This window comes from Streptomyces griseorubiginosus (genome assembly GCF_001514195.1).
Lineage (GTDB): Bacteria > Actinomycetota > Actinomycetes > Streptomycetales > Streptomycetaceae > Streptomyces > Streptomyces griseorubiginosus.
The window spans coordinates 21,191-45,702 of sequence record NZ_KQ948751.1 but is presented as its reverse complement, the minus strand read 5'-3'; the positions used below and the strand labels follow the sequence as shown (position 1 = coordinate 45,702).

Genomic DNA, 24,512 nt, shown 5'->3' with positions numbered 1-24,512 from the left:
AGGGACGGTGGTGCGTGCGGCCGGGCGGCCTGTCCGGTCCTCGCCGACCCCGGGGCGGGGTGAGCGAGGGCCAGGCAGAGCGTCAGGTCAGCGCTGGAGCTGGTGGATGTTGTCGGGACCGAGGTCATCGCCCGCCGGGCTGGGGGCGGGGATGGTGGCGTGTAGGTGGAGCGCGGGGTTGAACTGGTACTGCGGCGGGTGGTTGTGGACGATGGGCCGCAGGGTCAGGCCGCGCAGGGCGAGCATGCTGGCCAGCGCCCACATGAGGGCGGCGAGCCCGGTAGCAGCTGCGCGGCCTCCGGCCGGGGCGGCGGACCAGATCATCGCGAGGCTGCCGATCCCGAACAGCAGCCAAGCAATGCGGGCGCCGGCGTTGCCGAAGAACCCGCCGACCAGACCGAGCAGGCCGGTGAGCTGCCAGAACGCGTACAGGGCGGCCGGGGCGACGGACAGGTGCGCGGCCTGGTCGGCGAGGAAGACCCGGATGGGGTGGTCGACGGTGCCCCAGAGGCCGCTGCCGTCGCTGGCGCTGGTGGCCGGGATGTCGGACAGGCCCTTGAGCGTGGCGGAGGCGATGTCGCGGGCGGCGTTCATCATCATCACGATGAGGCTGAGAGCGCCGAACAGTGCGATCGCCTTGATCCAGTTGGCGATCTCGTGTCGGCTGGCGTGCCGGGCCTGGAAGACCTCCTCCCACCGCTGGTAGAAGAAGCCGCCTTCCTCCCAGGACGTCTTCCACGCGGCGCGCACCCGCGCGAACCGTCCGCTGCCGTGCTTGCCGTCCAGCTCGGGGACCGGCGGTGCGGGCGGCATCTGGTTGAGCACGTCGAGGAAGGACGGGTTGTCCTGGCCGTTGACCGGCTTGTCGTTGCTGGGCATGGCGTAGCTGCTCCTTCGGTGAGGGGGAGGGTGGGCGGTGCGGGGCTGGCCGGGGCCGGTCAGTAGATCTCGTTGCGGGTGCGGGCGAAGAACGCCCCGCGCGTGGTGCTGTTGTTGTGGATCTCGGTGTGGTGGGTGACCGGACCCTCGTAGACGTTCTTGGTGACGGCCGCTCGGGCCTTGCTGATCGCGCCGCCGATGGCGGTGGCGGCCATGGCCAGGCCCGCGAACGGCAGGGTGACCATGAGGACGCTGTTCAACGTGACGGAGGCCAGGCCCTGGAGCACGAGCCAGGCGCCGCAGCCGATGCCGGTGACGCCGGCGCCGACGCCGATGCTCGCGACGGCGATCCCGGCCGCCCAGGCCGGGACGATCCGGTGGTCCTCCTGCCGCACGGGCGGGGTGGTGCCGAAGGCCGGGGGCTCGGTGTCGTCGCGGAACGAGGTGGGGTGGTGGCGTACGGGCTTGCTCGCCCATTCGTCGATCAGGCGGCGGGCTTCGGCCGCGGCCTCGGACTCGGGCATGCCGGGTTGGGTGGTGTTCAGGGGGTCCATGGGGGTTCTCCGATCACGCGGGAAGGGGCGCGCCCTCCTGGCCGTGATGGCCGGGAGGGCGTGTGGGGAAGTGGCCGCGCGCAACGGCGAAGGGCGTCGCCGGAGTCGTGTCCGGCGGCGCCCTTCGGCGTTGTGCAGCAGGTGAGTTGAGGCTGGCGGGTGGGTAGTCACCGCACCTGCGCCCCGGGCATCCTCGAACCATCAGGCGCGGGGAAGGGGATCTGGTGGAGTTCGTCTTCGATTGCGGATGGTGCGGGGGCGACAACTACTTCGTGGGCAAGCAGGTCGGCTTCTGGGTCGACAAGTGGGAGATCCCCTCGGAGTGGGACTGCCGCTTCTGCGAGGGGCTCAACTACACGCCCGACCCGCCGTGGACCGAGGCGTAGTCAGAGGCTGGAGATCAGGCCGGCGAACGAGGCCAGGCCGCTGGTGATGACCGGGGCCAGGCCGGTGGCGGCGAGGGTGAAGCCGAACAGCGTGCAGGCCAGCGCGGAGCCGACGCGGACGTAGCCGCCCTTGAGCAGGACGAACACGATGATGCCCAGCAGTACGGCGGCGGAGACGGAAAGGGCCACGGCGGGTGGTCCTCCTTCGTGAGAGACGAGGTGGGGCCGGCCGCGCTCGGGCAAACCGGCCCCGGGATGGATGTGGCGTAGAGGATCGGTCAGGCGTTGTTGAGGCTCTTGATGGCCTCCAGCGCCTGGCGGGGTGAGGTGACCTGCTCGGAGCGGCTGGTGGAACTGCGTTTGCCGCCGCCCTTGCCGCCTCCGCCGCCGCGGCGGCGGGACCGGCTGTCGCCGTCGTCGTCCTCGTCTGGCTCGGGCCAGAACTCGCCGGGCCGCACGGGCTCGTTCCAGTCGAACCACAGGCCGCGCTTCTCCAGCTCCGCGATCTCGTGGTCGGTGAGCCGGTTGACCTCGTCGGGGAACAGCTCGGACAGGTCGGTGTCGAAGTCCGCGTACAGCGACCGCATGAGCACGGCGCGGCCGTTGTCGAGGACGATGACCGCGACACCGCCCGTGGAGACGCCGTTCTCCGGGTCGGCCTCGCCGCGCATGGCCCGCTCGATCGCGGAACCCTCGCTGCGGGAGTAGCGGGCCGGGATGGTCGGCACGTCGTAGGCGTTCTCCATGGTGCCCTCCGCCGCCTTGCGGGTGGCGCCGGGCGAGCCCATGTTGAAGATGACCGGCCTCGAGTTCTGCCGCAGGTTGTCCTTCATCTCGGTGGAGAATCCGTTGTGCGCGAACGGCGACTGGCCGGCCGGGTTGAAGCCGATGCCGTACTTCAGGCCGGTGACCGTGAGGTCCTCACCGTCCTTCTGGATGAACTCGCCGAAGTCCGCGTCCTGCGCCGCGGTCATGAACTCATCGCCGTAGACGTTGAGCTGCCGGTACGGGCAGCGCGGGTCGCCCGGCTTGTAGTCGTGCGGCTGGCCGTCGTGCGGCCACGGCATATCGGCGCGGATCTCGCACAGCGCCTTCGCCGCCCGCAGCGAACGGGCCATCCACAGCGCGTTCGAGCCCTGCCGGTCGATGTACCGACCGAGCACGGTGGTCTTCTCGTCCTTGCGGACGGTGCCCAGCCACACCACCTGTCCGTCCAGGGACTGGGCGGCCATGTGGATCGCGAAGAACTGCGTCTTGCCCGACCGGGACACCCCGAGCGTGAGGCCGTGGGCCGGGGCGTTCTTGTCGTGCTGGTACACCATCGTCTTCACCGGCTGGCCGGTGATGGTGAACCCGCACACATACATGCCCTTGGCGTCCGGGGTGAGCAGCTCACGGGTCGCGGAGAAGATCTGCGACAGCGGCGGCTCATCGAACGCGCTGATCAGGAACTCGGCTCCGTCGATGAGGACGAACACGCAGGAGTCGTCCTCGGGGAGCTTCAGTGCGCGGCAGACCTTGGCCAGGTCGATGCGCGGGGTCTCGGTGGAGTCCGCCATCTTCGCCCGGTAGAAGGTCACCCCGCGTTCGTCGTCGCGGGTCTTGTGCACCAGCACCGAGCCGGGGGCACCGCCCTTGGGCGAGCCGACCTTGTCCGTCCAGCGCTCCTGGTCGGTGGGGGCCTGGCGGCGGCGCTGGTTGGCGTCGGGGGTGATGTGGGCCTCCATCCAGCCGGGACCGCCCTGGCGGCCGGGCTGGATGGCGACCTCCGCCAGGACGACGTCACTGGAAGGCACAGCGAACGGGGCGGCGACCGCGGCCTCCGACAGGCCGGTGATCGGCCGTCCGGGCTCCGAGGCGCGCAGCAGGATCGTCATGTCGTGCCGCATGCCGGGGTGCCGTGTGGCCTTGACGACGTGCGTGCGGCCGGGCATCCCGGCGTTCTCCCACATCAGCCGCACCTCGCGGGTGAGCAGGTCCGCGCCATCGTCCGGCACGGCCGGGGACGGCTCCGCAGCTTCGGCAACCTGCGGCTGCCGGGCCGGGGCCACGGCGGCGGGGCGGTGACGGCGGCGGGTGTGCCGGGAGAACGGCAGCACGAAGGATCCAGCCGCCGCCCATCCGGCGGCGAGCAGCCCGTCCAGCCACCACGGGCCCCAGCCGGGAGTGTGTCCGGCGGCGACGTCGACGGCGGCGGCCAGGACCAGCGGGGACCAGCGCAGGATCTTGCGTCCGGCGCCGGGCTCATCGCTCCTGGCAGCCAGGAAGATGCCACCGATCCCGGCCGCGCCGGCCAGCTGCACGACCTGGTTGACGGGGCTGTCGGGGTAGACGTTCGGGGCCACGGCCAGCACAGGCGCGGCGAGGGTGTAGGCGAGGCGCTCGAGCGCGACACTGCGCGGCGTGGTCACCAGCTACTCCTTCGGCAAACGGGACGGGCGGCCCCGCGGTGTATCGCGGGGCCGCCCGTGGCGGGGTGGGGTGGGGTGGGGTGGGGGAGTGGGGTCAGCGGTTGAAGAAGCCTGGCCTGGGAGTCTTCGCGCGCCGGTTCGAGCGGATGTCGTCCAGCGCGCCGTAGAGCTTGGAGTGGGTGCGCTTGGCCTGGTGGGTGAGGCCGACGACCTCTTCTGCGGTGTCGTTGAGGTTCTTCACCTCGATGGCGGCGCCGCCCAAGGCGACGGATACCTCGTTGGTGGCCACGACGAACAGGGGGTCGAGGTCGGCGTGTTCGATGTCGCCGGCCACGGTCAGCGTGCGGGCGGCGTTGGCCTTCATGTCACGGCGCAGTGCCTCCAGTTCGAGGACCGCGTCGTCCATCGCCGCCCCGAGTTTGCTGAGCTTGGCCTGGACGGCCTTGTAGCGGTTGTCGTCGTCGGCCGGCACGGAGGCCACGCCGCCGGTGTGCGGTACGAGATCGCTCATGATCGGCTTCTCCCAGGGCTAATCGTGGTGGGCGGCGGCCGACGTGTGCTTCAGCCCCGCGTCTTCCTTGGCGTCCATGTCCCGGCCGTAGATGCGCGCGACCATCGTGGCCGCGAGCCGGGCGGCCTCCTTGGCAAAGCTGCACTCCTGAGCGCAGCGCTGAGCCTGGATCTTCATGCGCCCCGCGGCCTCGGACAGATCGAGGATCTGGTCGGTAACACGGCTGTCGATGTTGTGGTCGTCGGCCAGGTCGGTGGCCATGTCCCGCAGGGCATCGGCGACTTTGCCGAGAGCTTCCTCGAGCGCTTCCGCGCGCTCCTGGTGAGAGGCTGCCGTGACGGCGATCTTCGCCATCTCCATCAGGTACTCGTCGAACGTGATGTCTGTCCGGTGCTGGGTGGCCAGACCACCCTGCCCGGACGGCCTGCTGACCTCCGCGCTGCTCACGCTGCTCCCTTCGGTGCTGGTTGCCGTTCGACCGGCCACGGGCTGATCGCTCTGGTCGGATGCGTCAGCCGGGTCCGGCCGACTGGTGCCGGGGCGCTTGATGACCCCCCGCCTGACGCGTGGTTGCCTGGGCGCGCGGGGCAGGCCGGGACGGCGGGCGGCGTACCAGCCGAACGGGTCGGCTTCGTCGTCGACGATCACCGCGTCCGGGATGTCTTCGCTGTTCTCCGGCTTCGGCTTGGGTTGGTTCGGACGGCCGTCGGCCCACTCCACCGTCGGGTCGGGGTCCTTGACCCCATCCCACGCCCAGCCGCGCCGCCGCCCTGCACGACCCGCACGACCCGTGCGGCCCCACCGACCGGCCTTTCCGGTTCCGCTGCCGGTGCGCCGACGCCGGAACCGGCGCCGCTTCTTCGAGCCATCAGACGGCCCGTCACCAGCCTTGGAGTCCCTGCGCGACTCATCTGTCGGGGCGTCCTTTGTGTCGCTGGAGGCCCCGTCCGGGCCCTTCTTGGCGTCCTCCTTGCCCTTACCGTCGGTGCCCTTGGCCTGGGAGTCCTTGTCCTTGGTCAGGCTCACCTTCTCCGCGCCGGCCTTGGTGGCCGCGCCCTCCTTGGCGTCCTTCGTGTCCGCAGCGGCCTTCGCGTCGGTGCGGCGTTTGTCAAAGCGGCGCTGGGCTTCCTCCGCGACGGCCTGGCCCAACGTGGTGCGGCCCGAGTCGGCCGACGCCGCGGCTTCCCGCTTCGCCTTCCGCGCCTCGCCCCGCTCCTGCCGCTTCGCGCGGCGGTCCTCCCAGTTCTGCTGCCGGTTGGCGCGGGCCTGTTCACGGTCCTTGGACCGGTCGGCGATGCCGGCGGTGTGCCCGGCGCTGCGCCGCTCCTGCCGCGCTGTCTGCCGGGCCCCGGCGCGCTCCTGGCGTCCGCGGGCCCGCTCCGCGCGAGCGTTGGAGGCCGGGCCTTGGCCGCTGCCATCGCCCTTCGAGCCGCCACGGCCAAAGCCGCCAGAGCCCGTCTGGGAGCCTTTCGAGCCCACGGAGGCCCCGTTCCGCCCGGAACCGCCGGTACGGCCGCCAGAGCCCGCTGGGGAGCCCTTCGTGCCGCCCTTGGCGCCTGTGCTGGCCCCGGCTGATCCGGAGCCCGAACGCCCGGCGCTGGCACCGGAGTTGGTGCCGCGCGACCCGGTCCCCTTGGAGCCGGGACCCGAGTTGGTGCGGGATCCACCGCCGCCACTGCTGCCGCCCCCGCCGCGCGAGGACCCGCCGCCACCGCCGGCCTTCGAACGGCCCTTGTCCGTCCCCAGGCCGGAGCTGGGCGACTTCATGCGGTCGGCGTCAGCTTTTGACCGCGCCGCCGCTTTGTCGCCCTTGGCTTTCATCATCGCGGTGTGGAGCTTTCCGTTCTGCTCCATCATCGCGACTTCCTGCGCGGTACGGCCCTCCAGCAGCGCGGCCTTCCGAGCTATTTCAGCCTCACGGAAAGGCGCTTCGCTTTCGTGATTGGCCCGCGCCCTTTCCAGCCGGAATTCGAGCCAGTCACCGAGACGGTCAGCGAGGGAACGAGGCTGGACGTATTCGCCTTCCTCGTATTCGCCGTCATCTTCTCCGGTTTCGGGCGCCGTAATCCCGTCGGAGCGCAGCGCTGCCGCCGGGTCCGGAACAGCCGGAATCGGCGGCAGTTCCATCGTGGTCTCCTCCGGCCTCTCCGGGGGAGCCTCCGGAATTTCTTCCGGCGGCGGAATGGTGTCGATGAAATCCGGGATCGGCGGCAGCGTGTAGGTGGAATCACCGCTCCACGGGCCGTGGACCAGGGTTCCACCGCCCGCGTCGTCGGACTCGTCGGACACGGTGGACCTCCCTCCAGGGGGACTTGACAGACAGTGGGGTCTCGTGTGCACGCGTGTGCACGTGCACGTGTGCACGCTTTACGCGCGCGAGGCCCCGCCGGAGCCCGGCGGGGCCTTCGTGGGTGACGCTCAGTTACGCGGGCCGTGCTGTGTCAGGACGGTGTCCGCGTACTGCATGAGGTGGTCGAACAACCGCGGATCGCCTGCCTGCCGCTTCTCCAGCACCAGCTTGAAGAGGCGACAGACCAGCGTGAATGCGGTGAGGACATCACCGCGACCGGCTTTGACTTCCCTTGTGATTTCGGACCGAGTAACGCGGAGCCAGAATTCCATCCGGCCGATTTCTCCGCGACTTTCGATCGCCTTGCGCTCTTCGTCCTGCAGCCAGCTGTTCCGCCCTTGAATGGAGCGTTCGATGCTGCTGAGGGGGCGCGTCACGCCGACTCCCTGTTACCCAGGTCGTAAATCGACGCGGGAACACTATAGCCGGAACTCAGGCTCTGCGCACCGTGCTGTGCCTGGCTGGGTGCGGCCTGGAGCATTTGCGGGTTCTTCTTCCGCTGCCTTTCCAGCTCTTTTTCCTTCCTTTCCTTGGCCGTATTCACCACGGTCTCGTCGTGGGCGCGGCGCTTATAGGCGCTCTTTTCCAGGCCCTCGGTGAGGTTGTCCAGGTTCTTGAGCACGTTCCCGAGGGCCTTTTCTACGGGCATCGCGCGCAGCCTGGCGTGGTACCAGCGGTCGCCCTCCACGTTCGTGCCGCGCAGGTGCACGCGGGTCTCGATCGCGAGGGTCTCCAGGTTCTTGCCGATGTCCAGCAGGACCCGCTGAACGTCGGCCAGGTACCGGGCAGTTGCCTCCGGGCTCTGCGCGACGTCGCGCAGAGGTGCGTAATTCGGGTCGTTGTTGCTGTTCACGGCGGGAATTCCCTCCTGGTGTACTGATGGGGCTGTCGACTGCTTCCGGCAGTCGCAGCGAGGGCCAGCCCGAATCCCGCGGGCTGGCCCTCACCGATGTGTGCCGGACGGTGAATCAGGGGCGGTAGCCGCCGGCGAGCAGCTCGGCTGCCTCCTGGCGGTACTCGGAGGCAGTGCCGGGGGAGGTGACCGCCAGCTCGTGCTGGATGTCGGCGAGCGGCAGCATGTTGGCGTTGCCGCCGGCGGCCGCGAGGATCATCCGGGCGACCTTGCGGACCGCCCGCTCACGCGGCTTGAGCTTCGCGGCGTCCTCGGCTTCGACGGCACGCCGCTCGATTTCAGCAGCGGCCCGCCGCGTTTCGGCAGCAGCCCGCTCAGCTTCGGCAGCCTCCTTCATGACGCGCGCGGCATCGGCCAGAGCGACCTCCTGAAGGCGCACCGCCTCAGCCGTCTTGCGGTCGGCTTCGGCAGCGGCCCGCCGCGTTTCGGCAGCGTCCCTCTCCGTTTCGGCAGCACGCCGGTTCGCTTCGGCAGCAGCCTTACGGGCTTCGGCGATGGCCTGGGTCTCGATCGCCTGTGCCTCCGCCGCGGCGACCCGGTCGGCCTCCGCCGCCTCCTTCCGCTTCTCGGCTGCCTGGCGCTCCAGTTCCGCCGTACGAAGGTCCGCTTCGGCCTTCGCCTCGCGCTCCTGGGCCTCCTTGCGCTCCGCCTCCGCCTCACGGGCGCGGGCTTCGGCGATGACTGCCGTCTCCAGTGCCGCTTCCTCCAGCTCAGCGGCCCGCTCTGCGGCGCTGACCTGGGCTCGGGCGTGGGCGCGGGCCTGGCCGGTCTGGCCGTCGACCTCCGCACGGACCGCCTCCACCTTGCCCTTGGCGCGCAGCCGCTCGGCTTCGGAGGCCGCCTTGGCGACCTCGCTGCGCGTCTCCGCGTCCAGGCGGCGGCGCTCGGCTTCCTCCTCACGCTCCTGAGCTGCCTGTTCCTGCTCATCGGGCATGGCCAGGGCCTGGTCGACGGTGTAGCCGTAGGGGGCCATCTTCATCGGCAGCAGCTCATCCTCGGACGCCTTAGAGATGTCGCCCTCGTACTTGCGCTTGAGCCACTGCTCGTAGGCGATGAGCTGCTGGTCGCGGCGGATCATCTCCGGGTAGGAGGTGACGCCCCACAGCCGCATCCGGCGGAAGATCCGGGCGGTCGCGACCGGGGCGAGGATCCACCGCAGCAACGGGATCGAGTCGCGTTCGTCCTGTTCAGGCCGGACAACGCGGTCGATCGAGGTGCGGCCCAGCTCCACCACCATGATGAAGAGGACCGGCACGACGCCATGGGCGCCGGCGGCAACGTAGTCGAGCAGCTTCCAGGCCCCTTCCGGGGCGCCGGACGCGGCGTTGAGGACGACCGTCGCGGCCGTCAGCAGCCACACCGGGTAGCGAATCCAGCTGATGGGGCGCTTGAGCCAGGCCATCAGCAGGTCGACGGCGATCATCACCATGATGCCGACGTCGACGCCGACCGCGAACAGCTGGCCCTTGCCCAGCGAGCCGAAGCGCAGCTCCTTGAAGGCGAAGTCCGCGACGTGCTCGAAGGACAGGTACAGGCCGATGCCCGCGAGGGCGAGCGCGGCGACGACGATCGCTCCAGCCGTCCACTTCTGGGTGCCGGTGAGCTTCGCCGGGGAGGTGTCCGTTCCGGTTCCGCTTTCCAGCTCCGAAACGAACTCCGGCGCGTCCGAAACGGTGCCGGATGTCCGCGAAACCGGCTGAGGTGTTCCCGAAACGGCGGCCGGTGAAGCCATCTCGGGGTCGGGTTCGGCCGCGGTGCGCGGCCAGTCGGTGATGCTCATGAGGGGCCTCCGGAAGGGGTCGTTCAGGGCGGGCGCGAAACGGCGGGGGGCCGCTCCCGAAACGCGGCGGCGCGCTCCCGAAACGGCAGTCGGCGCGGTCGGATGCTCACGAACCCGGCACCGGCTCTACCTGCTCGGGGCGAGGACGGAGGCGCCGCGGTGCGGGGCCACAGTGCGGCCATCCGGGAGCAGTTCGCCGGTGTCGTCGAAGAGCAGGACGCCGTTGCACAGCAGCGACCAGCCCTGCTCCGGGTGGGCGGCCACCACGCGGGCGGCCTCACGGTCGGGACTGTCGGCGGTCGGGCACGCCGGGGTGTGCAGGCACAGCGAGCGCGGCTGGCGGCGGGTCGGGATGCGCATCAGGAACCTCCAAGCGGGTGAGAGCGAAGGGTGCGCGGCTGCGCGGCTCCCCTGGACGCCGCCCGGACCGGCCGCCGACGGGGGCGGGGCCGACCCGGGCGGGTCAGGCAGCCGACAGAGGTGGCGGTGTCGGGCTGGGGGGATGGCCTTCAGTTGCCGTTGGCCTGGCAGGCCCCGCAGACGCCGCCGGGCCAGTTGTCGAACCAGCCCGAACAGACGCTGCATTGGCCGCTGTTGCGACACAGGTGGTGGCGTAACCGTGCCAGGCGGCGCCTCATGCGAAGGCCTCGCTCAGGCGGGCCCCGGCCTCACGTACCAGGTAGTCCGAGGTCGTCCACACGGAGCCGATCGCGAACGGCTCGCCGCCGGCGCGGGTGACGTCCTTGACGATCAGCGCCCACCGCGCGCTGCGGCGATTGAGCAGAGAGCGAGCCCGTTCCGGGTCGCGGATGACGGCCAACACCTCGAAGACGCCGTCGACGTTGCGGTAGAGCGCCCCCACCCTGCGGGGGCCGATCTCCAGCTCAACGACCCGGCGCAGGGCCTCCGTCATCAGCGGGTCGGCCACGAGGTGCTCGGAGTGGGGCCGGGGGTTGGACGGTGTGGGCCTGTCCGGGACCCGCTCGTGCGGAATGGGCCGCTTCGGCAGGGGCGGGCGGGAGTCCGCCACCGGGGCATCAGTCATGATGGTCATGCAGGTCGTTCCTTTCACCGGGTGACCTGCGACAAGAACCCCCAGGGGCGCAATCCCTGGGGGTTCGTCGCGTGCATGGCCCCGCCGGGATCGGCGGGGAGTGCGTCCTGCGCACTCCGCCGCCGGCCAGCCCCGCGGTGAAGCGAGGCCGGTCGGCGGCGGGCAGCGCAGGCTGCGGGGTCAGGCCTGGTCGCCGCGTGCGGCGTCGCGGGCGTCCATCTCGGTCATGAACTCCACGTATTCCTCGTGGTCCATGGCCTCGTACCGCGCGTTCATCTCCTCCAGCTCCTGCCTCTCCTGCGCGGCCCGGGCGAGCATCTCGTCGACCTTGTCCATCAAGTCCTCCTGCTCGTGGATCGATCGGGGCGTGCGTCCTGCGCACTCCGCCGCCGACCAGACCGCGGTGAAGCGCGGCCGGTCGCCGACGGGCAGTGCAGGATGCGGCTGTTGGAAGAGGAGGTCAGAGCGTGTACTCGTAGACCACGCCCAAGTCCTCGGACGCGTGGGCCTCAGGGGCTACCTTCAGCAGGACGATCCGCAGCGGCTGGCCGTCGCGGTCGGCGGTGAGGTACTCCTGCTCACAGACCGTCTCGCCCATCTCGCGGGAGGAGACGAGGTGGTCGTCGGCGTCCTCGGTCGTGATCTGGTCCCAGGGCGTGCGGGGCTCGCCGTTGGGGGTCCAGTTCAGGTCCCAGTCGATGTCGTGGACGTTGACCAGGGTGTTCGTCATGTCGGTTCTCCTGGTGCTTGGCCGTGGCTGTTCGTACGAGCAGCCACGGCCCTGGCCGACCCAATGACGTCGGGTCGGCCAGGGCCGTGGTCGTTCGTCGGGTCGCTCAGCGCTCGCGGAGCCGAGGGTGCAGCGTCGTCAGCGGCACTGCGGGGCTGCCCAGCGGGGCATCACCGGAAGGCAGCTGCGCGCGCCGGGTGTCGGTCTCGCTCACCGCGGACGCCGTCGAGGCCCACTTCATCTCCCGCAGCAGCCACAGCGGCCGACTGTCGGCCGGCTCCGCCGTGGAGGACTTCGCAGCGATCTGCACCAGGGCAGGAGCCGGCGCGGGGATCGGCTTGTAGTGCTGCCGAGCCGAGCGGCGGATTTCCTGTGGCATCGCGTCCCTCAGCAGGCGATCCTGCCGGGCCTGCCAGCGTCGGACGTCGATGTCGATGACCACGATCTGGTTACTGCCGGGGCAAGTAGCGCGCTCTACGTCTCCGGGCACGTGACTGGGGACGCCGTGTTCGCGGATTTTGAGGTCGGTGTTCCCCATGATCCGGCGCCAGGTCCTGCAGTCCGGGCAAGCGATCGACTTCGCCTCGCCGGGACGGACATTGAAGTCCTCCGGTGCCAGTGTGCTCAGCAGAAGCGGCTCGCGCCGGTTGTTGCGCTTCGTACGGATCCGACCGGGACGCTTCCGGTTCGCCATCTCGATATCTCCTTCTGACAGTGGAGGCGGGCGCTGCTCTCTCTGCCACGCCAGGCCGGCCTTTCGACCGGGTTGTCCTGGCGGACAGACAACGCAGCAAACGCGCTGTTCAAGGTCGTTCTGCAGTGCTCGATATGCGGTACAGGTGCCACGGCCGGGGGAGCGCGGGCTCAACCCCACTGCCGCCGCTTCCGAAGAGGCGGTGACTCCTGCTGTTTTGCTGGTAGAGGGCCGACGTTCCGGCTCCCTCATCCGTCGCCGCGGGGCGGTTCCGAGTGGGGGAGCCGGATCCGTAAGGACCCGGCAGCAACGAACCTCGTTACCGAGGTCTAGTAGAGCTTTCCTCGGTACCGATGTCAAGGAGTACGTTAACGATGTACCATGGGGGCGTTCCCGACGCGATCAATGCGCCCCTCACGGTCCCTCGGTAGCAAGCAGTCCTAGGATCGCTACCGAGGTAGGGAGACAAATGACGGATGAGGCACGCCAGCAGCGCACGAAGGTCCAGCAGATTGCTGACGACCTGAAGGCAGCGATCGAGCGCGGAGAGGACGGCTTCAGGCCTGGTGAACGGTTGCCGGGCGAAAACGCGCTGGCCTCGCAATATGGCGTTGCCAGTCTCACTGCGCGAAGGGCCCTCAAGCTTCTGAGTACCGAGGGGCTCGTCGAGAGCAAGAAGGGTGCGGGCGCCCGTGTCCTTTCGGTCCAGCCCATCAGGCGTCGTGGAATCCCCCGACTGGCTAGTGAGCAGTGGGGGAGCGGAAAATCGATCTGGGCTGCGGACGATCACCGTGCGCCAGACGTCGATCAGATCAGCGTGCAGGAGAACACGACTCCTCCTGAGCACATCAGAAACGTGCTCGCCTTGGCGTCGGGCGAACAGGCCTGTGTACGCAGTCGGCGGTACGTGATGGAGGGACGGCCGGTCATGCTCGCCGCGTCCTACCTTCCCCAGGAACTGGTCGCAGGGTCTCCCATCGTTCAAGCCGATACTGGCCCCGGCGGGATCTACGCTCGGCTGTCCGACCTCGGGCACGCTCCCACGCGCTTCCGCGAGGAGATCCGGGTGCGACTGCCCACTTCCGAAGAGGCCGCTCGACTGTCCATCCCGACCGACAGGGCTGTGATCAAGCTGGCCCGGACAGCCTTTGATGCCGCGGGGAGAGCAGTGGAGGTCAACGAGATGACCCTGGACACGGCGGCGTACGTGCTGGACTACGAATTCGATGCCTGACACCGATGCGTCTGGCCAGGTTCTAACCGCCACTGCGCTGCCCTCCGAGCGATCCGCGTTGTGTGGTGGCCATCACACCTGGCGGGGGCGCTGAGGAACATCACGATGAGCTCGTCACTTCGGTGAACGAGTTCCTCAACGCGTTTTCAACGAGTAGGTACACACGGGTTTTCGGGGCCCGCGCCTAGGCTCCGGATCATGGTGAAGACGGAGGACCACGGGGTGGGCAAGCGCGCTGGGTGGCGCCCGGACAAGCTGCGGGAGCACCGTGAGGCTCACGGGCTGACACTGGAGGAAGCCGGTGAGCAGCTCCGTTTGGTTGCCGAGCAGGCTGGCCTGAAGGATGTGCCGGCCGCGAATCCGCAGACGTTGAGCCAGCACGAGACCGGTGAGAGCTATCCCGGTCCGCCGTACCGGCGGGCGTACTGCTTGCTGTACCGGGCTACGGAGCCCTCACTGGGCTTCCGCCCGGCCCTGCCGGGAGAAGAGACGAAGTTCGAGGTCAGCCCGCTGCCAGAGCAGCGCAATGGCCTTCATGTCATCGCCGTCGAGCGCGCGTTGACCCGGATCGCGGACGGTGACGGGTTCGACAGCTACAGCTGGCAGCAGCGGGTGATGGAGGCGTGGAAGCGGCGCCGTACCGGCGGGGACCCGCACCGGCCGTGCGTGGTGCTGGTGGGCGGGTACGCGGGATCGGGGAAAACGGAGTTCGCCCGGTTCCTGACGCAGCTGACGGGCTGGCCGCTGGTGGATAAGGACCCGTTGACCCGGCCGCTGGTGGAGCCGCTGCTGACCGCGCTGGGATCGCAGGCCCACGACCGGCACACGGACCTGTACCGCACGAAGGTCAGGCCGGCTGAGTACGCCGCCCTGATGCAGGCTGTCTACTCCCATGTGGCGTGCGGCATCTCTGCCGTGGTGACCGCCCCTTTCATCGCGGAGCTCACGGACAAGCAGTGGATGGAGCGACTGATCAACAAGTGCGCGTCGCACGGTGTCGAGGTGGCGCCGATCTGGGTGCGGTGCGACGTGGAGTCGATGCACGAGTACATCAGCCATCGCGGCGCGGCCCGGGACGCGTGGAAGCTGGAGCGGTGGGAGGAGTACGTGGCCACCGTCGACGTGAATCTGCGTCCGGTGGTGCCCCATCTGGTGGTGGACAACAGGATGGGCGCCGCGATCTCGCTGGCGGACCAGGCCCGTCAGGCCATCGGGGCGGTGGCCGGGTGAAGCAGGGGCAGGGCGTGATCCTGTACGGCCCGCCAGCCGCAGGCAAGGACACGGTCACCCGGGCGCTGGCCGATCTCGACGCGCGCTTCGGGCAGTTCGCCCGGCTCAAGGTCGGTTCCGGCAAGTCGGCTGGCTACCGCATGGGCACGGCCGAGCAGTTGCTCGCGCTGGAGGCCGCCGGCGACATCGTCTACGCGAACTCCCGGTACGGGAACACCTACGTCATCGACCGCCCCGGTCTGGATGCGGCTTTCGAGGCCGGGGTGCCGGTCGTGCACCTCGGGCAGGTCGACGGCGTCCGCGCCCTGGTCGACGGCTACACGGCCGACTGGACGGTGGTGCTGCTGTGGTGCCCCCAGAACGTAACCGCGCTGCGGTCCGAGAGCCGGGGCGACAGCGACATCGCGGCGCGTCTGGCAGCGTGGGCCGCCACCCGCGAGGACCTGGACACGCATCCGGAAATGGTCTGGGACCTCAAGGTGGACACCGCGGCAACGTCGCCGCAGGAGGCGGCGCGGCTCATCGACCAGCTGCTGGTGCAGCGGGCGGGAACGGCGCGAGCATGACCGCGGGCTATGGATGGGCGAGCCGGTCGAGGGCGTCGGTGAGCGTGAGCTCGCTGTCGTCCTTGGCGTCGTGCCACCGCGCCAGCGTCGACGCGGCCGCCCGCAGCAGCTCCGGGGGAAAGCTGGCGGCCGCGAGCATGTCGGCGGCCTCTTCCAGTTCCGGGCCCCACCGCCAGGCGCGCGCCGCGGTCTTGGCGATGTACTCGGTCTCGGAGAGGTACGAGTCGGTGCGCAGGGAGGCGATGTCGGCGAGCTCCTGGTCCACGCCGTGCTCACGCGCCAACGCGACCGATAAGGCCACGAGGACGCGGCTGGTCTTCTGGAAGGCGCCGTACGAGAGCTTCAGCGCGGACGCCTGCCCGAGGTCCGTTCCCAGCACCTTCGTGCGGACCGCGGTGCCCGCGAAGAGCGCCTCGATGCGCGCGGTCGCGGCGGCCGGCCCGGACAGGTACAGCGTCGGCGTCTTGCCCTTCACCGGCGGGGAGCCGACGACGCCTCCGTCGACGACGGTCGCCTCCGGTCCGAGCAGGCCGGCGATGCGTATGGCACGTTCCGCGTTGATCGCGTTGGCCTCAACGTACAAGCCTGCGTACTGGTGCCCGGCCACTTCGCGGGCCAGGTCCTCGGCTGCGGCCGGCGGGCACAGGCTGAGCACCACGTCGCAGCGTTCCAGCAGCTCGTGCAGCGTGGGCACCGGCTCCAAGCCGAACCGTTCGGCCCGGGCCCTGCTGGCCGGGCTGCGCCCGGCCGTACTCCACAGGACTGCGGTGGAGTTGGCCGCGGCGCACGCGGCGACGGCGGCGCCCATGCTGCCGGGGTGGAGGATGCCGACGGTGGGCTGGTCCACGGTTCTACTCCAAGGTCGTGTTGAGCAAGATGGTGATCGCACCGACTGCGTCGTCGACGGCGTGGTCAGCGGCGGCAAGTCCGTTGGGCCACGGACGGCCGCGCAGCCAGAGGGTGTGCAGGCCTGCCTGTTGGCCGCCGCCGATGTCCGCGACCGGGTTATCGCCGATCATCCAGCCGCCCGTGGCGAGGGTCAGGCCGCAGCGTGCGGCCGCGAGTTCGAAGAGTCGGCGATCAGGCTTACGGATTTCGAGGTCGCCGGAGACAGCGACGCCGTCGACCAGGTCGCTGATGCCGGTTGCGGCGATTTTGGCACGCTGGATGTCGGAGGCCCCGTTGGTGACGATGCCGATCGTCCAGCCCGCAGCCCGAAGTTCGCCAAGGGCTGCGAGGACACCGGGATGGCACGAGACGGAGGCGGCCATCCGGTCGACGTAGGCGCGCCACAGATGGTTGGCCGGCTCGTTGAGGGAGAAGACGGTACGCAGGCGATCGAAATCGCTGCGGTCTGCGCGATCGGCCAACTCGGTGAGCAGCCAGTTTTCGATCTCGGGGCCGTAGGCGTGGTCGTTCACGAGGCTGCCTACCGCGTCTTCGAAAGCAGCGCGCCGATCAACCAGGGTGCCGTCCAAGTCGAACAGAGCGAGACGCATGCCGTTGACCCTAACGCGGAGGATCTTGGTGTGACCCAATGGTCGAGCTCGGTAAGAATCGCTTTCGTGACTCACCTTCGCGAATTGCGAGGTGACCCGTGACTAGCAAGGACCGGGTCTATCTGATCGGCTCGCCCGACTCTTCACTCGTGAAGATCGGTTGGACCGACAACCCGGAGCGGCGTCTCCGCCACTTGCAGACGGGATCGCCTGTGCGCCTCCAGGTGCTCGCATTCTTCGAGGGTGGCCCCATCGTTGAGGCCGACCTTCACCGCCGGTTCGCCGACAAGCGCCGTCACGGCGAGTGGTTCGACCTCGGCCCGGACCCGGTGACCGCCGTGAGCCCGTTCGTGAAGGTCGCGCAGGTAGAGGAAGACGAGCGCACTGGGCACCGACGGCCTGTGCACGAGTTGCGCTACGACCACGTCTCCGTTGAGGAGATGTCGCAGTGGATGCCGGACGACCCTCCGAGTGTGTACGAGCGGGTGGAGCGGGAGTGCCCCACCTGGAAGGAAGCTGGGAAATGTCTGTGCGACAGCTGACCCATCTTCGCGAGCAGCGGGGTAGCCAGTGGCTTTTCCGTCGCGTGGTCGCTGGAAGCGTCTTGGAGACCCAGTGGCCGGACTCAGCGAGAAACGCTGACGGAGCCTCAAATGCACCACAGAACGCAGCAGTCCATGTACAGTTTCGGATCACACGTGGAAGGGGGAGTGATGACTGACCTGATCGAGGCAGTGGACGCGCTACTCAACCGCCCTGCTGATGTTCTTCCTCCGCCTGAGATTCGGGCCCGGCTCCGTAAGGCGTCTGGTCTGACGCAGGAAGAGGTCGCCGAGGCCTTCGGCGTGCACCGGATGGCCTTCCTGCGCTGGGAGAACGGCCACTCCATGCCCCGCCGGAAGCATAGGGATGCCTACTTGCGCCTGCTCAAAGGATGGGCTGAGAAGCACCCGGAGGCAGCATCAGCGCCTCCGGTGCAAGAGGCAGGCTGAGGAGACAGATGCACGCCAGACCCCCGTAAATGCGAAGAGGCCCCTGTCGCCACAACAGGAGCCTCTTCCAAGTCCGACTCATCCGAGCTACCAACTCTGAGTCGTGATCCGGTGAGGTGACCTCGCCGGGGGTGATGCCCGTGGGCCCGAAAGCCCGCGTGGTCACCTATACCCAGAGTATGCGCTACAGATTGCGCAACGCCACTACTCCGGGAACCTGATAGGTCACATCCACTGGTCGCGGCTCCCCTACCTGGGGAGATGACCCAGTTGCACCGCCTGTTCTACCGTCCGCCCACCGCGCGGACTGGCGTAGGCCAACCCGATCTGGCGTCGCCTGCCTACCCCTCTGCTCTGGTCGCCAGCCTCCCCGTGTCGGAGGTGGGGCGGTGATTCAGCACATGAACCTCGTCTTCCAGGCCGAGGGGCTCAGCGTGGGCGAGGGCGCGTTTCTGCTGGCGTGCTGCAACCACACCGACGCCAAGGGCTACGTGATCGCCTCGATGCAGCAGCTGGCGGACGAGTCCCACATGAAGATGACGGCCGCGAAGTCGAACAAGCAGCGGCTGATCCAGCGCGGCCTGCTGGCATCGAGCGAGCGGTACAGCCCGAAGAACGGCGCCCGGATCGCGGACCTGTACCGGGTGAACCTCGATTTGCTCGCGAGCATGAAGCGTGCGCGCACCGACTACGGGCCGACGCTCGTCGAGGAACTGACCTTCAACGTGCCACAGGAAAATCGCAGGTCAGACCCCCCGTCGGATTCCGACCCCTCCCCCCGTCGGATTCCGACCTCCCCCCGTCGGATTCCGACCCCCCCCCGTCGGATTCCGACCCCCCCCCGGTCGGGTTCCGACGGGGATGCAGGGTCGGATTCCGACCCCCTTCTCCTTCCTTCTATTTCTCCCTCTTCTCTCTCTCTTGTCGCAGAGCACGCTGACGGTCCGATGGACACCTCGCCGGACGGAGAGAGAGAGGATGAGGCTCTGCTCGACGAACACAGCCCTTGCAGGGCTGAACTGCCTCAGCAGCGGGAGCAGGTCGGGCAGAGCGCGGGAGAGCGCGTTGTCGCCGCGTACGCGGAGGCGCTCGGCCGACCGGTGATGAATGGAACCCGGGCCAGGCTGGAGCGCCAGGCGGTAGAGCTGCTGGCCCAGGGTCTGCCTGAGGCGTGGCTGTGCGACCGGGTGCGGGAGATGGCACCGCGCGGCTGGTCCAACCTTGTTCAGCATGTGGAGCGATCCACTGCGCCGCTGCCGTCTGAAGTCTCGGTCTCGAGGCGACCCGGCCTGCCTGACTGGTGTGGCGAATGCGGTCAGGGCACGCCGGCTGCACGCCTTAATCCACGGTTTCGGACTCTGGGAGAGCTGGGCTCGGGTGAGAAGTGCCCCAGCTGCCACCCGGACCGCGTAGCTCTGGCAGGGGCGTGAGACATGCTGAACGCCCCGTACAGCTCCGAAGCCATGTCCGCTGGGGAAGATGTCCTTTCGGCCGAAGATCGCAGTTCAGCGATCCACACAGCCTCTCCGCTTCGTTGGCACGACGCAGGCCTGGCCGGCCGGAAGGGACGACGGTGAACGAGTTCCAGGACATCGATGCGCTGCTCGCGTCGACCTCGGCCGACCGGACCCCTCTGCCGACCGCCGCAGAGCGACGGCAGTTGCGCGACGAACTCGGGCTCTCACGGGCGCAGGTGGCGCGCGCCCTGGGGGTGAGCCCGTCGACGCTCGCAGGTTGGGAAGCCGGCCGGGACCCGGGCGGCGAGATACGGGAGAAGTACGCCTACTTCCTGCGCCAGGCGCAGGAGAAGCTCCGCAGCCGCACCACCCCCGCCGCGAACACCGGGGACCCCTTGCTCAGTTCCCCGGTGCCTGCGGCGGCCGCCGTCGACGACCAGACGGAGCTCCCGGAGGCGCAGCCATGCGTGCTGTGCGGGCAGCCGGCCGGGCATCAGGTGGCTGGCTACCCGCAGCACTTGGACCCTGCCGAGTGCGGCACCACCGCGGCCGTGCCCAAGCCCGTGCGGCCGCAGAAGTCCGCGCTCCGCGAGGAGTTGCGGCGGCCGGCGCCCGCCGGACAGCAGAGGCGGGCCGGACGGGGCGTCAAGGTGGTGCCGGTCGGCCGCCGGGTGCAGGCTGCCTCCGACACCCCAGACCTGATTGGCGCCGCGGTCGCGGCCGTGCTCGCCGAGCACGCCGGCGACGTGGAGGCGGCGACCGCGGCGTTGGTGAAGCGGGCGATCCCGGACGCGATGGCGCTGCTGGACCACACCCGCAAGGGCGGCCGCTACGACGTGATCGCGCACCCGTGGCTGCCCGACATCCTGCGCAAGCAGACCGCCCGCGGCGCCGACCAGATCTGGGAGGCACGCCCCAAGTGGACCCGCCCCCAGCTGCCCGCCGGCCGCCACGAGGTCACCGCGCTCGACATCAACGGCGCTTACTTGAGTGCCCTCAAGACGCATCTGCCGATCGGGCAGCTGGAACACTCCACCGGCAACCAGCACGACCGCCGCCGCGCCGGCGTCCACCTGATCACCCCGCCCGCCTGGGATCACGACGCGGTCCTGCCCAACCCGGTCGGCAACCGCGACGAACCCGGCCCGCTGTGGGTCACCGAACCGACCCTGCGCCTGATGCTGCGCCTGTCAGGCCCCAAGTACGCCCTGTGCGATCCGCCGGAGATCCACGAGTCGTGGACGTCCGGGGCCACGGAGAGCCTCCTGGAGAAGTTCCGCACCGCCCTCAAAGACGCCCGCGACCGGGCGATCACCGACAACGACGAGGTGACGCTGGAGTACGTCAAGGCGATGTATTCCAAGTTCGTCTCGACGCTGGGGGAGTCGAACTACAACCGCGAGCTCTACCGCACCGACTGGATGCACCTCATCCGCTCTCAGGCCTTCGCGAACCTGTGGTGGAAAGCCCACCGCGCCTACGACGAGGGCCTGATGGTCGTACGCGCCATGGGCACCGACGAACTCCACGTCACCGGCGACTGGCGGGCCGTCTTCCCCGAAGGCCGCGGCGTCACCGAAGTGAAGGTCAAAGACGTCTACACCGTCGGCACCAACCAGCACCCGGCCCCCGAACCCCCTGACAGCCCCTCCTGACGCCTGCCACCCCGCCCGGCGTCAACTATCCGGCCGGGCGGGGTGAGCGGCTCCCACCAGCCCGTACAGTGATCCACCGACCGAGAAATGCGGAAGAGACGATGCCTGAACGGAACATCGAGTTCGGCAAGTACGGCGCCCGTGGCATCAAAGGCTATGAGGCCGTCGCCCGCCAGCTGGACGCGCTGGCCGGCTACATCGCCACGCCCATCACCGCCCGGCGAGGCCTCCAGGCCCGCCTGCACTACCTCACCCGCACCCCCCACGCCCGAGCCGCTGCCCGGGCCGCCGGGCTGACCGTCACCGACCGCACCCTGCGTGCCTGGGCGGCTGGCACCCGCACCCCGTCGAGGAAGAACCTGGCCGCGATCGAGCGCGCGTACCGCACCGTGCGGCGGGAGAACGTCGCCCGCTACCTGGCCGCCCGCCTCAACCGCGACGGCCGCGGCACCCGCGTGGAGATCCATCCCCTCAACCAGTCCCAGGTCTCCCGGCCGCGCCAGCGCCCGGTGGAGTTCCGCGCGCTGAACGTGCGCCGCTGGGACCGCATCGTCGCCGCCTGGGCGGCTGGCGACGACCAGGAGCTTGATGCTGCCTGGGTCGACCTGGTCGTCGACCTCGGCTCCCAGTGGGGCCAGTACGAGTACGTCACCAACGTTGGATTTGCTGCGTGAGACGAGTCCCGCTGGGACGCGGTCTTGAGCCTCAGATCTCCAGCCGTGGCTGAGTCGTATATCTCAGCTCGGCGGGCTGGCTGAAGTTGCTGTTTTAGATGAGACCGCGACCAGAGAGGAAAACACGCCACTGATTCACAGCTTGCTCGGCGATCTGCAAGACGTCATCCTCCTTGCCGCCGGACGCAGTGTAGAAGCGGTGTGCTGAGGTGCCGGTGCCGACGTACACCACGACGTCGTTCCGCGCGATCTCCGTGGAGTGGTCGCCTGTCTGCGTACGACGCTGTGGATCAAGCTTGAAATGCTTCGAGCCGTTGGCCAGGTCTGCACAGAGCTTGAGAACCGGACTGCCGTCGATCAGCGAATGCACCTGACTCGACGTCACCCCGCTCGTCGGGTCGTTCGTGAGCCAGTCCTTGAGGTGGTGCACGGTCTCGAAGAACGACAGAACCACGTCGATTGCAGCATCAGTGCCGCCCGGTGCGCCTGTGTAGACAGCCCGTACATCCTCGAGTCGGCGGCCTACTCGCTGCCACTGCGAGGACCAATCTTGTCCAAGCATGTATCGAGTGTGGCAGCAAAAGGGTCAGTACGCAGCCATTTGGTCGCTGGTGGCCCGGGCGCTCTGCCAGGCTCAAAGACGGTTCCTTACGCCGATCCGCAGCGGCTGGTTCCTGCCTGCCTTGTTTCGGTGCCCCTCCCGACTGTCAGTGCCGTGTCCTACGGTGGTTTGACGGTATTTCAGGCTGAAGGGCAGGTAGTGGGTGGCCAACATCGTCTGGCACAAGAAACTGCGTATGCATCTTGATCTGAATCTCGATGACCTCGGCCATGAGGAGCATCCGGATCTGTGGGACATGGTCTACCGCATGGACAAGATGTACGCCGACCGCAATGTGCCAGTCGGAGAGCGGGATCTGCTGTGCGGTGGGGTGTGCCAGGACGCCGGTGTGGAAGCCCCGATGTACCTGCGGTTGCGAGCCAACGGCCGCCGCGAAGCCGTCCATGAGCGGCGCGAGGACGAAGATCGCCACATCGTCCCGGTCAGTGACGAGCACAAGGCCTACCAGGAGCGCATCCTGCGGGCCGCGCAGGAAGGCGGCTTCGGCGGCGACAGCGAAGTCCGCACCCGGGTCGGACGCAGTTGGATCCAGACCGACACCCTGATCGAAGGCGCCGAGGGGCGGCGCATCGGCTGGGAAGTCCAGTTGTCCTCAGCCAGCGTCAACGGGCCGCGTAGCGTGCGCTCGCGCGCGACCAAGGCGCAGAAGAATGGCATCACGCCTGCTTGGCACACCGATCGCAGCGACTACGCCCACCGCCACGACACCCACTGGACTCGCAGCGACAACCTTCCCGCCTATGTCATCGCCAAGACCGGCGACCTGCGCGTCATCTCCGGCTTCCGCCGACTCGACTTCTGGCACTGCGACCTCAGCGCCGTCCACCCCTGCCCCAACGGGGTGCGGCGCTGCGGCAAAGCCCACGCCACCCCGACCCCGAAAGACGTCCTCTTCGACGACTTGGTGCGCCAGACCGCCGCCGGCACCATCGTGCCGATCGAATTCCGCACCGCCACCAAGACCCACCGATTCTGGGTCGCCCACACCGACCGCGAGCGCTACACCGACCTGCTCAGCGATGACACGCGTCTGCCACCACTCCAGGACGAAGACGCCCCGTCGGCCTCCAGCGCCAGCCGCAACCGGCCTACCTGTCGGCCCGGCCTCACCGCGACTGCACCCGCCACCTCGACACCGAATCCGCTCACCTTCATCCCGACCCAGTCAGCAGCGCCCAGCCTCGAGAGCGACACCTCCGAGCCGGCCGGCCGCCCGGACATCACCGTGGCGAAACGAGCCTCGGGGCTGCCGGCCAGGCTGATCAGTTTGCAGCAAGCCGCCGACGCCGAACACGCTCGGCTGCGGGACCTGACCGACAACGACGAGCGCCGCCAGCAACGGCTGAGGTGGTTCGAGGCAGCCGCCGCCGCTCAAACCGCGGTCACTGATTTCGCGCGCACGAAGCGCCTCAACCGCCACGAGGTGGAGCAGGAACTGCGACGGGTTGTGCGGCGCAGCACCTAAATTTTGAGTGGAGCGGGCAGGCGGGCATCGCCTGCCCGGTCAGGTAACGGTGCCTTAGGCTGACGCGGCCGACCCGCTCCCCGGCAGGCTGCCCTGGCGATACCGTGGAATTACACACCCGCCCGTCATGGAGGCCTCGATGAGCGAACGGCCAGCACCCGAAGCCGCCAGCTCCCGGCAGCCGTTGGAGCCCGCGGCCGCCGACGCCATCCGCGACTACGCGGCCCGCACCCGCGCGAACGCCGACCAGCTCGCCGCGGTCCTGGAGGACATCGCCACCAACGGCCTGCCCGACCCCGAGCAGTGCACCCCGTGGGAGGACCTGCGCGAGACCCACCTCGCCCGCCTCACCTCGCAGCGGCCGGCCGTCGCCTGATGCCAGCCCAGCACGGCCCACGCCGCGCCCGCATTGCCTTTTCCGACGCCGCTGCAAAGCAGCTTGAGAACATCACCAGCGAGGTAGAGCTTCATGCTCTGGACCGCGCCCTGGTCGTCCTCTCCGTCGACCCCGACGTCGGCACCCCCATCCCTGGAACCAGCACCGGCCCCCAACTACGGCAGTACACCGACGACATCGAGCACGTCCGCATCCTCTACTTCGTCACCGCCCTGCGTACCGTGGTCGTCGTCGCCTACATCGAGGTCTAGCAACAGCCAGTCGTCATTCTTCGGTCGGCCTTACCCGGGATCATCCCCACGCGTGCGGAGCAGCCGCCCATCCAGTAGTTCCGGACGCGTGCCGAGGGACCATCCCCGCGCGTGCGGGGAGCAGACGGCCCTGTCCTACGTCGGCACCGGATACGTGGGACCATGCCCGCGCGTGCGGGGAGTAGCGACGCAGTTGTTGTCGCGGTCC

29 protein-coding genes are annotated in these 24,512 nt (G+C 69.1%); 12 read left to right on the top strand and 17 right to left on the bottom strand.

The window, feature by feature from the left end:
* Positions 1-87: 87 nt before the first annotated feature.
* On the bottom strand, positions 88-879 hold the full coding sequence (locus AQJ54_RS41930) for a hypothetical protein (RefSeq protein ID WP_062246791.1): 792 nt from the start codon (positions 877-879) through the stop codon (positions 88-90).
* 59 nt (positions 880-938) lie between these two features.
* Positions 939-1,433, bottom strand: a complete 495-nt coding sequence (locus AQJ54_RS41925; protein ID WP_062246789.1) for a hypothetical protein — start codon at positions 1,431-1,433, stop codon at positions 939-941.
* 224 nt (positions 1,434-1,657) lie between these two features.
* Between AQJ54_RS41925 and AQJ54_RS46320 the strand changes: the two genes are divergently transcribed.
* Positions 1,658-1,819 (top strand): hypothetical protein, encoded by a 162-nt coding sequence (locus AQJ54_RS46320; RefSeq protein ID WP_169808276.1) that lies wholly within the window; start codon positions 1,658-1,660, stop codon positions 1,817-1,819.
* Here the strand turns inward: AQJ54_RS46320 and AQJ54_RS41920 are convergent, their stop codons facing one another.
* The 12 genes from AQJ54_RS41920 to AQJ54_RS43085 all read right to left on the bottom strand — a co-directional run bounded on the left by AQJ54_RS41920 (position 1,820) and on the right by AQJ54_RS43085 (position 12,262).
* Complete coding sequence (locus tag AQJ54_RS41920; RefSeq protein WP_062246787.1) at positions 1,820-2,008, bottom strand: hypothetical protein; 189 nt, start codon at positions 2,006-2,008, stop codon at positions 1,820-1,822.
* Positions 2,009-2,097: 89 nt separating this feature from the next.
* The gene (locus AQJ54_RS41915) at positions 2,098-4,230 is read right to left on the bottom strand and encodes a hypothetical protein (protein ID WP_062246784.1); all 2,133 of its coding nucleotides are present in this window, start codon (positions 4,228-4,230) and stop codon (positions 2,098-2,100) included.
* Positions 4,231-4,324: 94 nt separating this feature from the next.
* Positions 4,325-4,741, bottom strand: coding sequence for a hypothetical protein (locus AQJ54_RS41910; protein WP_062246782.1), 417 nt, complete (start codon positions 4,739-4,741; stop codon positions 4,325-4,327).
* Positions 4,742-4,759: 18 nt separating this feature from the next.
* Positions 4,760-7,030 carry an ATP/GTP-binding protein gene (locus AQJ54_RS41905; RefSeq protein ID WP_248845593.1) on the bottom strand — a complete coding sequence of 757 codons (2,271 nt, stop codon included), beginning with the start codon at positions 7,028-7,030 and terminating at the stop codon, positions 4,760-4,762.
* Positions 7,031-7,159: 129 nt separating this feature from the next.
* Positions 7,160-7,468, bottom strand: coding sequence for a hypothetical protein (locus tag AQJ54_RS41900; RefSeq protein ID WP_062246778.1), 309 nt, complete (start codon positions 7,466-7,468; stop codon positions 7,160-7,162).
* Positions 7,465-7,944, bottom strand: coding sequence for a hypothetical protein (locus AQJ54_RS41895; RefSeq protein WP_062246776.1), 480 nt, complete (start codon positions 7,942-7,944; stop codon positions 7,465-7,467). Before AQJ54_RS41895 ends, AQJ54_RS41900 begins: the two co-directional genes overlap by 4 nt.
* A gap of 115 nt (positions 7,945-8,059) precedes the next feature.
* The gene (locus tag AQJ54_RS41890) at positions 8,060-9,784 is read right to left on the bottom strand and encodes a DUF2637 domain-containing protein (protein ID WP_062246774.1); all 1,725 of its coding nucleotides are present in this window, start codon (positions 9,782-9,784) and stop codon (positions 8,060-8,062) included.
* 126 nt (positions 9,785-9,910) lie between these two features.
* Positions 9,911-10,111 carry a DUF5999 family protein gene (locus AQJ54_RS41885; RefSeq protein WP_062246843.1) on the bottom strand — a complete coding sequence of 67 codons (201 nt, stop codon included), beginning with the start codon at positions 10,109-10,111 and terminating at the stop codon, positions 9,911-9,913.
* A gap of 307 nt (positions 10,112-10,418) precedes the next feature.
* On the bottom strand, positions 10,419-10,838 hold the full coding sequence (locus AQJ54_RS41880) for a hypothetical protein (RefSeq protein ID WP_248845592.1): 420 nt from the start codon (positions 10,836-10,838) through the stop codon (positions 10,419-10,421).
* Between the two features lie 180 nt (positions 10,839-11,018).
* On the bottom strand, positions 11,019-11,174 hold the full coding sequence (locus AQJ54_RS45960; RefSeq protein WP_159055664.1) for a hypothetical protein: 156 nt from the start codon (positions 11,172-11,174) through the stop codon (positions 11,019-11,021).
* A gap of 124 nt (positions 11,175-11,298) precedes the next feature.
* Positions 11,299-11,568, bottom strand: coding sequence for a hypothetical protein (locus tag AQJ54_RS41875; protein ID WP_062246772.1), 270 nt, complete (start codon positions 11,566-11,568; stop codon positions 11,299-11,301).
* Between the two features lie 106 nt (positions 11,569-11,674).
* The gene (locus tag AQJ54_RS43085) at positions 11,675-12,262 is read right to left on the bottom strand and encodes a hypothetical protein (RefSeq protein WP_063806526.1); all 588 of its coding nucleotides are present in this window, start codon (positions 12,260-12,262) and stop codon (positions 11,675-11,677) included.
* A gap of 469 nt (positions 12,263-12,731) precedes the next feature.
* Here AQJ54_RS43085 and AQJ54_RS41865 point away from each other — a divergent pair, with 469 nt between their 5' ends.
* The 3 genes from AQJ54_RS41865 to AQJ54_RS41855 all read left to right on the top strand — a co-directional run bounded on the left by AQJ54_RS41865 (position 12,732) and on the right by AQJ54_RS41855 (position 15,292).
* Entirely contained in the window at positions 12,732-13,496 is a 765-nt protein-coding gene (locus AQJ54_RS41865; RefSeq protein WP_062246769.1) for a GntR family transcriptional regulator, read from the top strand.
* A 198-nt stretch (positions 13,497-13,694) separates the two neighbouring features.
* Positions 13,695-14,726, top strand: coding sequence for an AAA family ATPase (locus AQJ54_RS41860; protein WP_062246767.1), 1,032 nt, complete (start codon positions 13,695-13,697; stop codon positions 14,724-14,726).
* Entirely contained in the window at positions 14,723-15,292 is a 570-nt protein-coding gene (locus AQJ54_RS41855; RefSeq protein WP_062246765.1) for a phosphotransferase-like protein, read from the top strand. Before AQJ54_RS41860 ends, AQJ54_RS41855 begins: the two co-directional genes overlap by 4 nt.
* A 7-nt stretch (positions 15,293-15,299) precedes the next feature.
* On the opposite strand, the gene AQJ54_RS41850 is transcribed toward AQJ54_RS41855, so the two are convergent.
* Positions 15,300-16,139: an NAD(P)-dependent oxidoreductase gene (locus AQJ54_RS41850; protein ID WP_062246763.1), complete on the bottom strand. Its 840-nt coding sequence runs from the start codon at positions 16,137-16,139 to the stop codon at positions 15,300-15,302.
* A gap of 4 nt (positions 16,140-16,143) precedes the next feature.
* Positions 16,144-16,791 carry an HAD family hydrolase gene (locus AQJ54_RS41845; RefSeq protein WP_062246761.1) on the bottom strand — a complete coding sequence of 216 codons (648 nt, stop codon included), beginning with the start codon at positions 16,789-16,791 and terminating at the stop codon, positions 16,144-16,146.
* Between the two features lie 98 nt (positions 16,792-16,889).
* Here AQJ54_RS41845 and AQJ54_RS41840 point away from each other — a divergent pair, with 98 nt between their 5' ends.
* The 5 genes from AQJ54_RS41840 (at position 16,890) to AQJ54_RS41820 (ending at position 21,569) form a co-directional block, all read left to right on the top strand.
* Positions 16,890-17,333, top strand: coding sequence for a GIY-YIG nuclease family protein (locus AQJ54_RS41840; protein ID WP_062246760.1), 444 nt, complete (start codon positions 16,890-16,892; stop codon positions 17,331-17,333).
* Between the two features lie 171 nt (positions 17,334-17,504).
* Entirely contained in the window at positions 17,505-17,783 is a 279-nt protein-coding gene (locus AQJ54_RS41835; RefSeq protein ID WP_062246840.1) for a helix-turn-helix domain-containing protein, read from the top strand.
* Between the two features lie 389 nt (positions 17,784-18,172).
* Positions 18,173-19,213 carry a hypothetical protein gene (locus AQJ54_RS41830; protein WP_062246758.1) on the top strand — a complete coding sequence of 347 codons (1,041 nt, stop codon included), beginning with the start codon at positions 18,173-18,175 and terminating at the stop codon, positions 19,211-19,213.
* A 143-nt stretch (positions 19,214-19,356) separates the two neighbouring features.
* The gene (locus tag AQJ54_RS41825) at positions 19,357-20,895 is read left to right on the top strand and encodes a helix-turn-helix domain-containing protein (RefSeq protein ID WP_062246756.1); all 1,539 of its coding nucleotides are present in this window, start codon (positions 19,357-19,359) and stop codon (positions 20,893-20,895) included.
* Between the two features lie 101 nt (positions 20,896-20,996).
* Complete coding sequence (locus AQJ54_RS41820; RefSeq protein WP_062246754.1) at positions 20,997-21,569, top strand: hypothetical protein; 573 nt, start codon at positions 20,997-20,999, stop codon at positions 21,567-21,569.
* A gap of 94 nt (positions 21,570-21,663) precedes the next feature.
* Here the strand turns inward: AQJ54_RS41820 and AQJ54_RS41815 are convergent, their stop codons facing one another.
* A complete protein-coding gene (locus AQJ54_RS41815) occupies positions 21,664-22,131 on the bottom strand; it encodes a hypothetical protein (protein WP_159055663.1) in 468 nt (155 codons plus the stop codon).
* A 202-nt stretch (positions 22,132-22,333) separates the two neighbouring features.
* Here AQJ54_RS41815 and AQJ54_RS47310 point away from each other — a divergent pair, with 202 nt between their 5' ends.
* The 3 genes from AQJ54_RS47310 to AQJ54_RS41800 all read left to right on the top strand — a co-directional run bounded on the left by AQJ54_RS47310 (position 22,334) and on the right by AQJ54_RS41800 (position 24,304).
* On the top strand, positions 22,334-23,656 hold the full coding sequence (locus tag AQJ54_RS47310; protein ID WP_248845591.1) for a hypothetical protein: 1,323 nt from the start codon (positions 22,334-22,336) through the stop codon (positions 23,654-23,656).
* A 139-nt stretch (positions 23,657-23,795) separates the two neighbouring features.
* Positions 23,796-24,032: a hypothetical protein gene (locus AQJ54_RS41805; protein WP_062246837.1), complete on the top strand. Its 237-nt coding sequence runs from the start codon at positions 23,796-23,798 to the stop codon at positions 24,030-24,032.
* A complete protein-coding gene (locus AQJ54_RS41800; RefSeq protein ID WP_062246750.1) occupies positions 24,032-24,304 on the top strand; it encodes a hypothetical protein in 273 nt (90 codons plus the stop codon). Before AQJ54_RS41805 ends, AQJ54_RS41800 begins: the two co-directional genes overlap by 1 nt.
* Positions 24,305-24,512 lie beyond the last annotated feature (208 nt).

What these genes read in the sequence shown, in the direction of transcription:
- AQJ54_RS41930 (WP_062246791.1), bottom strand. Translation starts at nt 879, where the DNA reads ATGCCCAGCAACGACAAGCCGGTCAACGGCCAGGACAACCCGTCCTTC.
- AQJ54_RS41925 (WP_062246789.1), bottom strand. Translation starts at nt 1,433, where the DNA reads ATGGACCCCCTGAACACCACCCAACCCGGCATGCCCGAGTCCGAGGCC.
- AQJ54_RS41910 (WP_062246782.1), bottom strand. Translation starts at nt 4,741, where the DNA reads ATGAGCGATCTCGTACCGCACACCGGCGGCGTGGCCTCCGTGCCGGCC.
- AQJ54_RS41890 (WP_062246774.1), bottom strand. Translation starts at nt 9,784, where the DNA reads ATGAGCATCACCGACTGGCCGCGCACCGCGGCCGAACCCGACCCCGAG.
- AQJ54_RS41880 (WP_248845592.1), bottom strand. Translation starts at nt 10,838, where the DNA reads ATGACCATCATGACTGATGCCCCGGTGGCGGACTCCCGCCCGCCCCTG.
- AQJ54_RS45960 (WP_159055664.1), bottom strand. Translation starts at nt 11,174, where the DNA reads ATGGACAAGGTCGACGAGATGCTCGCCCGGGCCGCGCAGGAGAGGCAG.
- AQJ54_RS41875 (WP_062246772.1), bottom strand. Translation starts at nt 11,568, where the DNA reads ATGACGAACACCCTGGTCAACGTCCACGACATCGACTGGGACCTGAAC.
- AQJ54_RS43085 (WP_063806526.1), bottom strand. Translation starts at nt 12,262, where the DNA reads ATGGCGAACCGGAAGCGTCCCGGTCGGATCCGTACGAAGCGCAACAAC.
- AQJ54_RS41865 (WP_062246769.1), top strand. Translation starts at nt 12,732, where the DNA reads ATGACGGATGAGGCACGCCAGCAGCGCACGAAGGTCCAGCAGATTGCT.
- AQJ54_RS41860 (WP_062246767.1), top strand. Translation starts at nt 13,695, where the DNA reads ATGGTGAAGACGGAGGACCACGGGGTGGGCAAGCGCGCTGGGTGGCGC.
- AQJ54_RS41845 (WP_062246761.1), bottom strand. Translation starts at nt 16,791, where the DNA reads ATGCGTCTCGCTCTGTTCGACTTGGACGGCACCCTGGTTGATCGGCGC.
- AQJ54_RS41835 (WP_062246840.1), top strand. Translation starts at nt 17,505, where the DNA reads ATGACTGACCTGATCGAGGCAGTGGACGCGCTACTCAACCGCCCTGCT.
- AQJ54_RS41820 (WP_062246754.1), top strand. Translation starts at nt 20,997, where the DNA reads ATGCCTGAACGGAACATCGAGTTCGGCAAGTACGGCGCCCGTGGCATC.
- AQJ54_RS41815 (WP_159055663.1), bottom strand. Translation starts at nt 22,131, where the DNA reads ATGCTTGGACAAGATTGGTCCTCGCAGTGGCAGCGAGTAGGCCGCCGA.
- AQJ54_RS41805 (WP_062246837.1), top strand. Translation starts at nt 23,796, where the DNA reads ATGAGCGAACGGCCAGCACCCGAAGCCGCCAGCTCCCGGCAGCCGTTG.
- AQJ54_RS41800 (WP_062246750.1), top strand. Translation starts at nt 24,032, where the DNA reads ATGCCAGCCCAGCACGGCCCACGCCGCGCCCGCATTGCCTTTTCCGAC.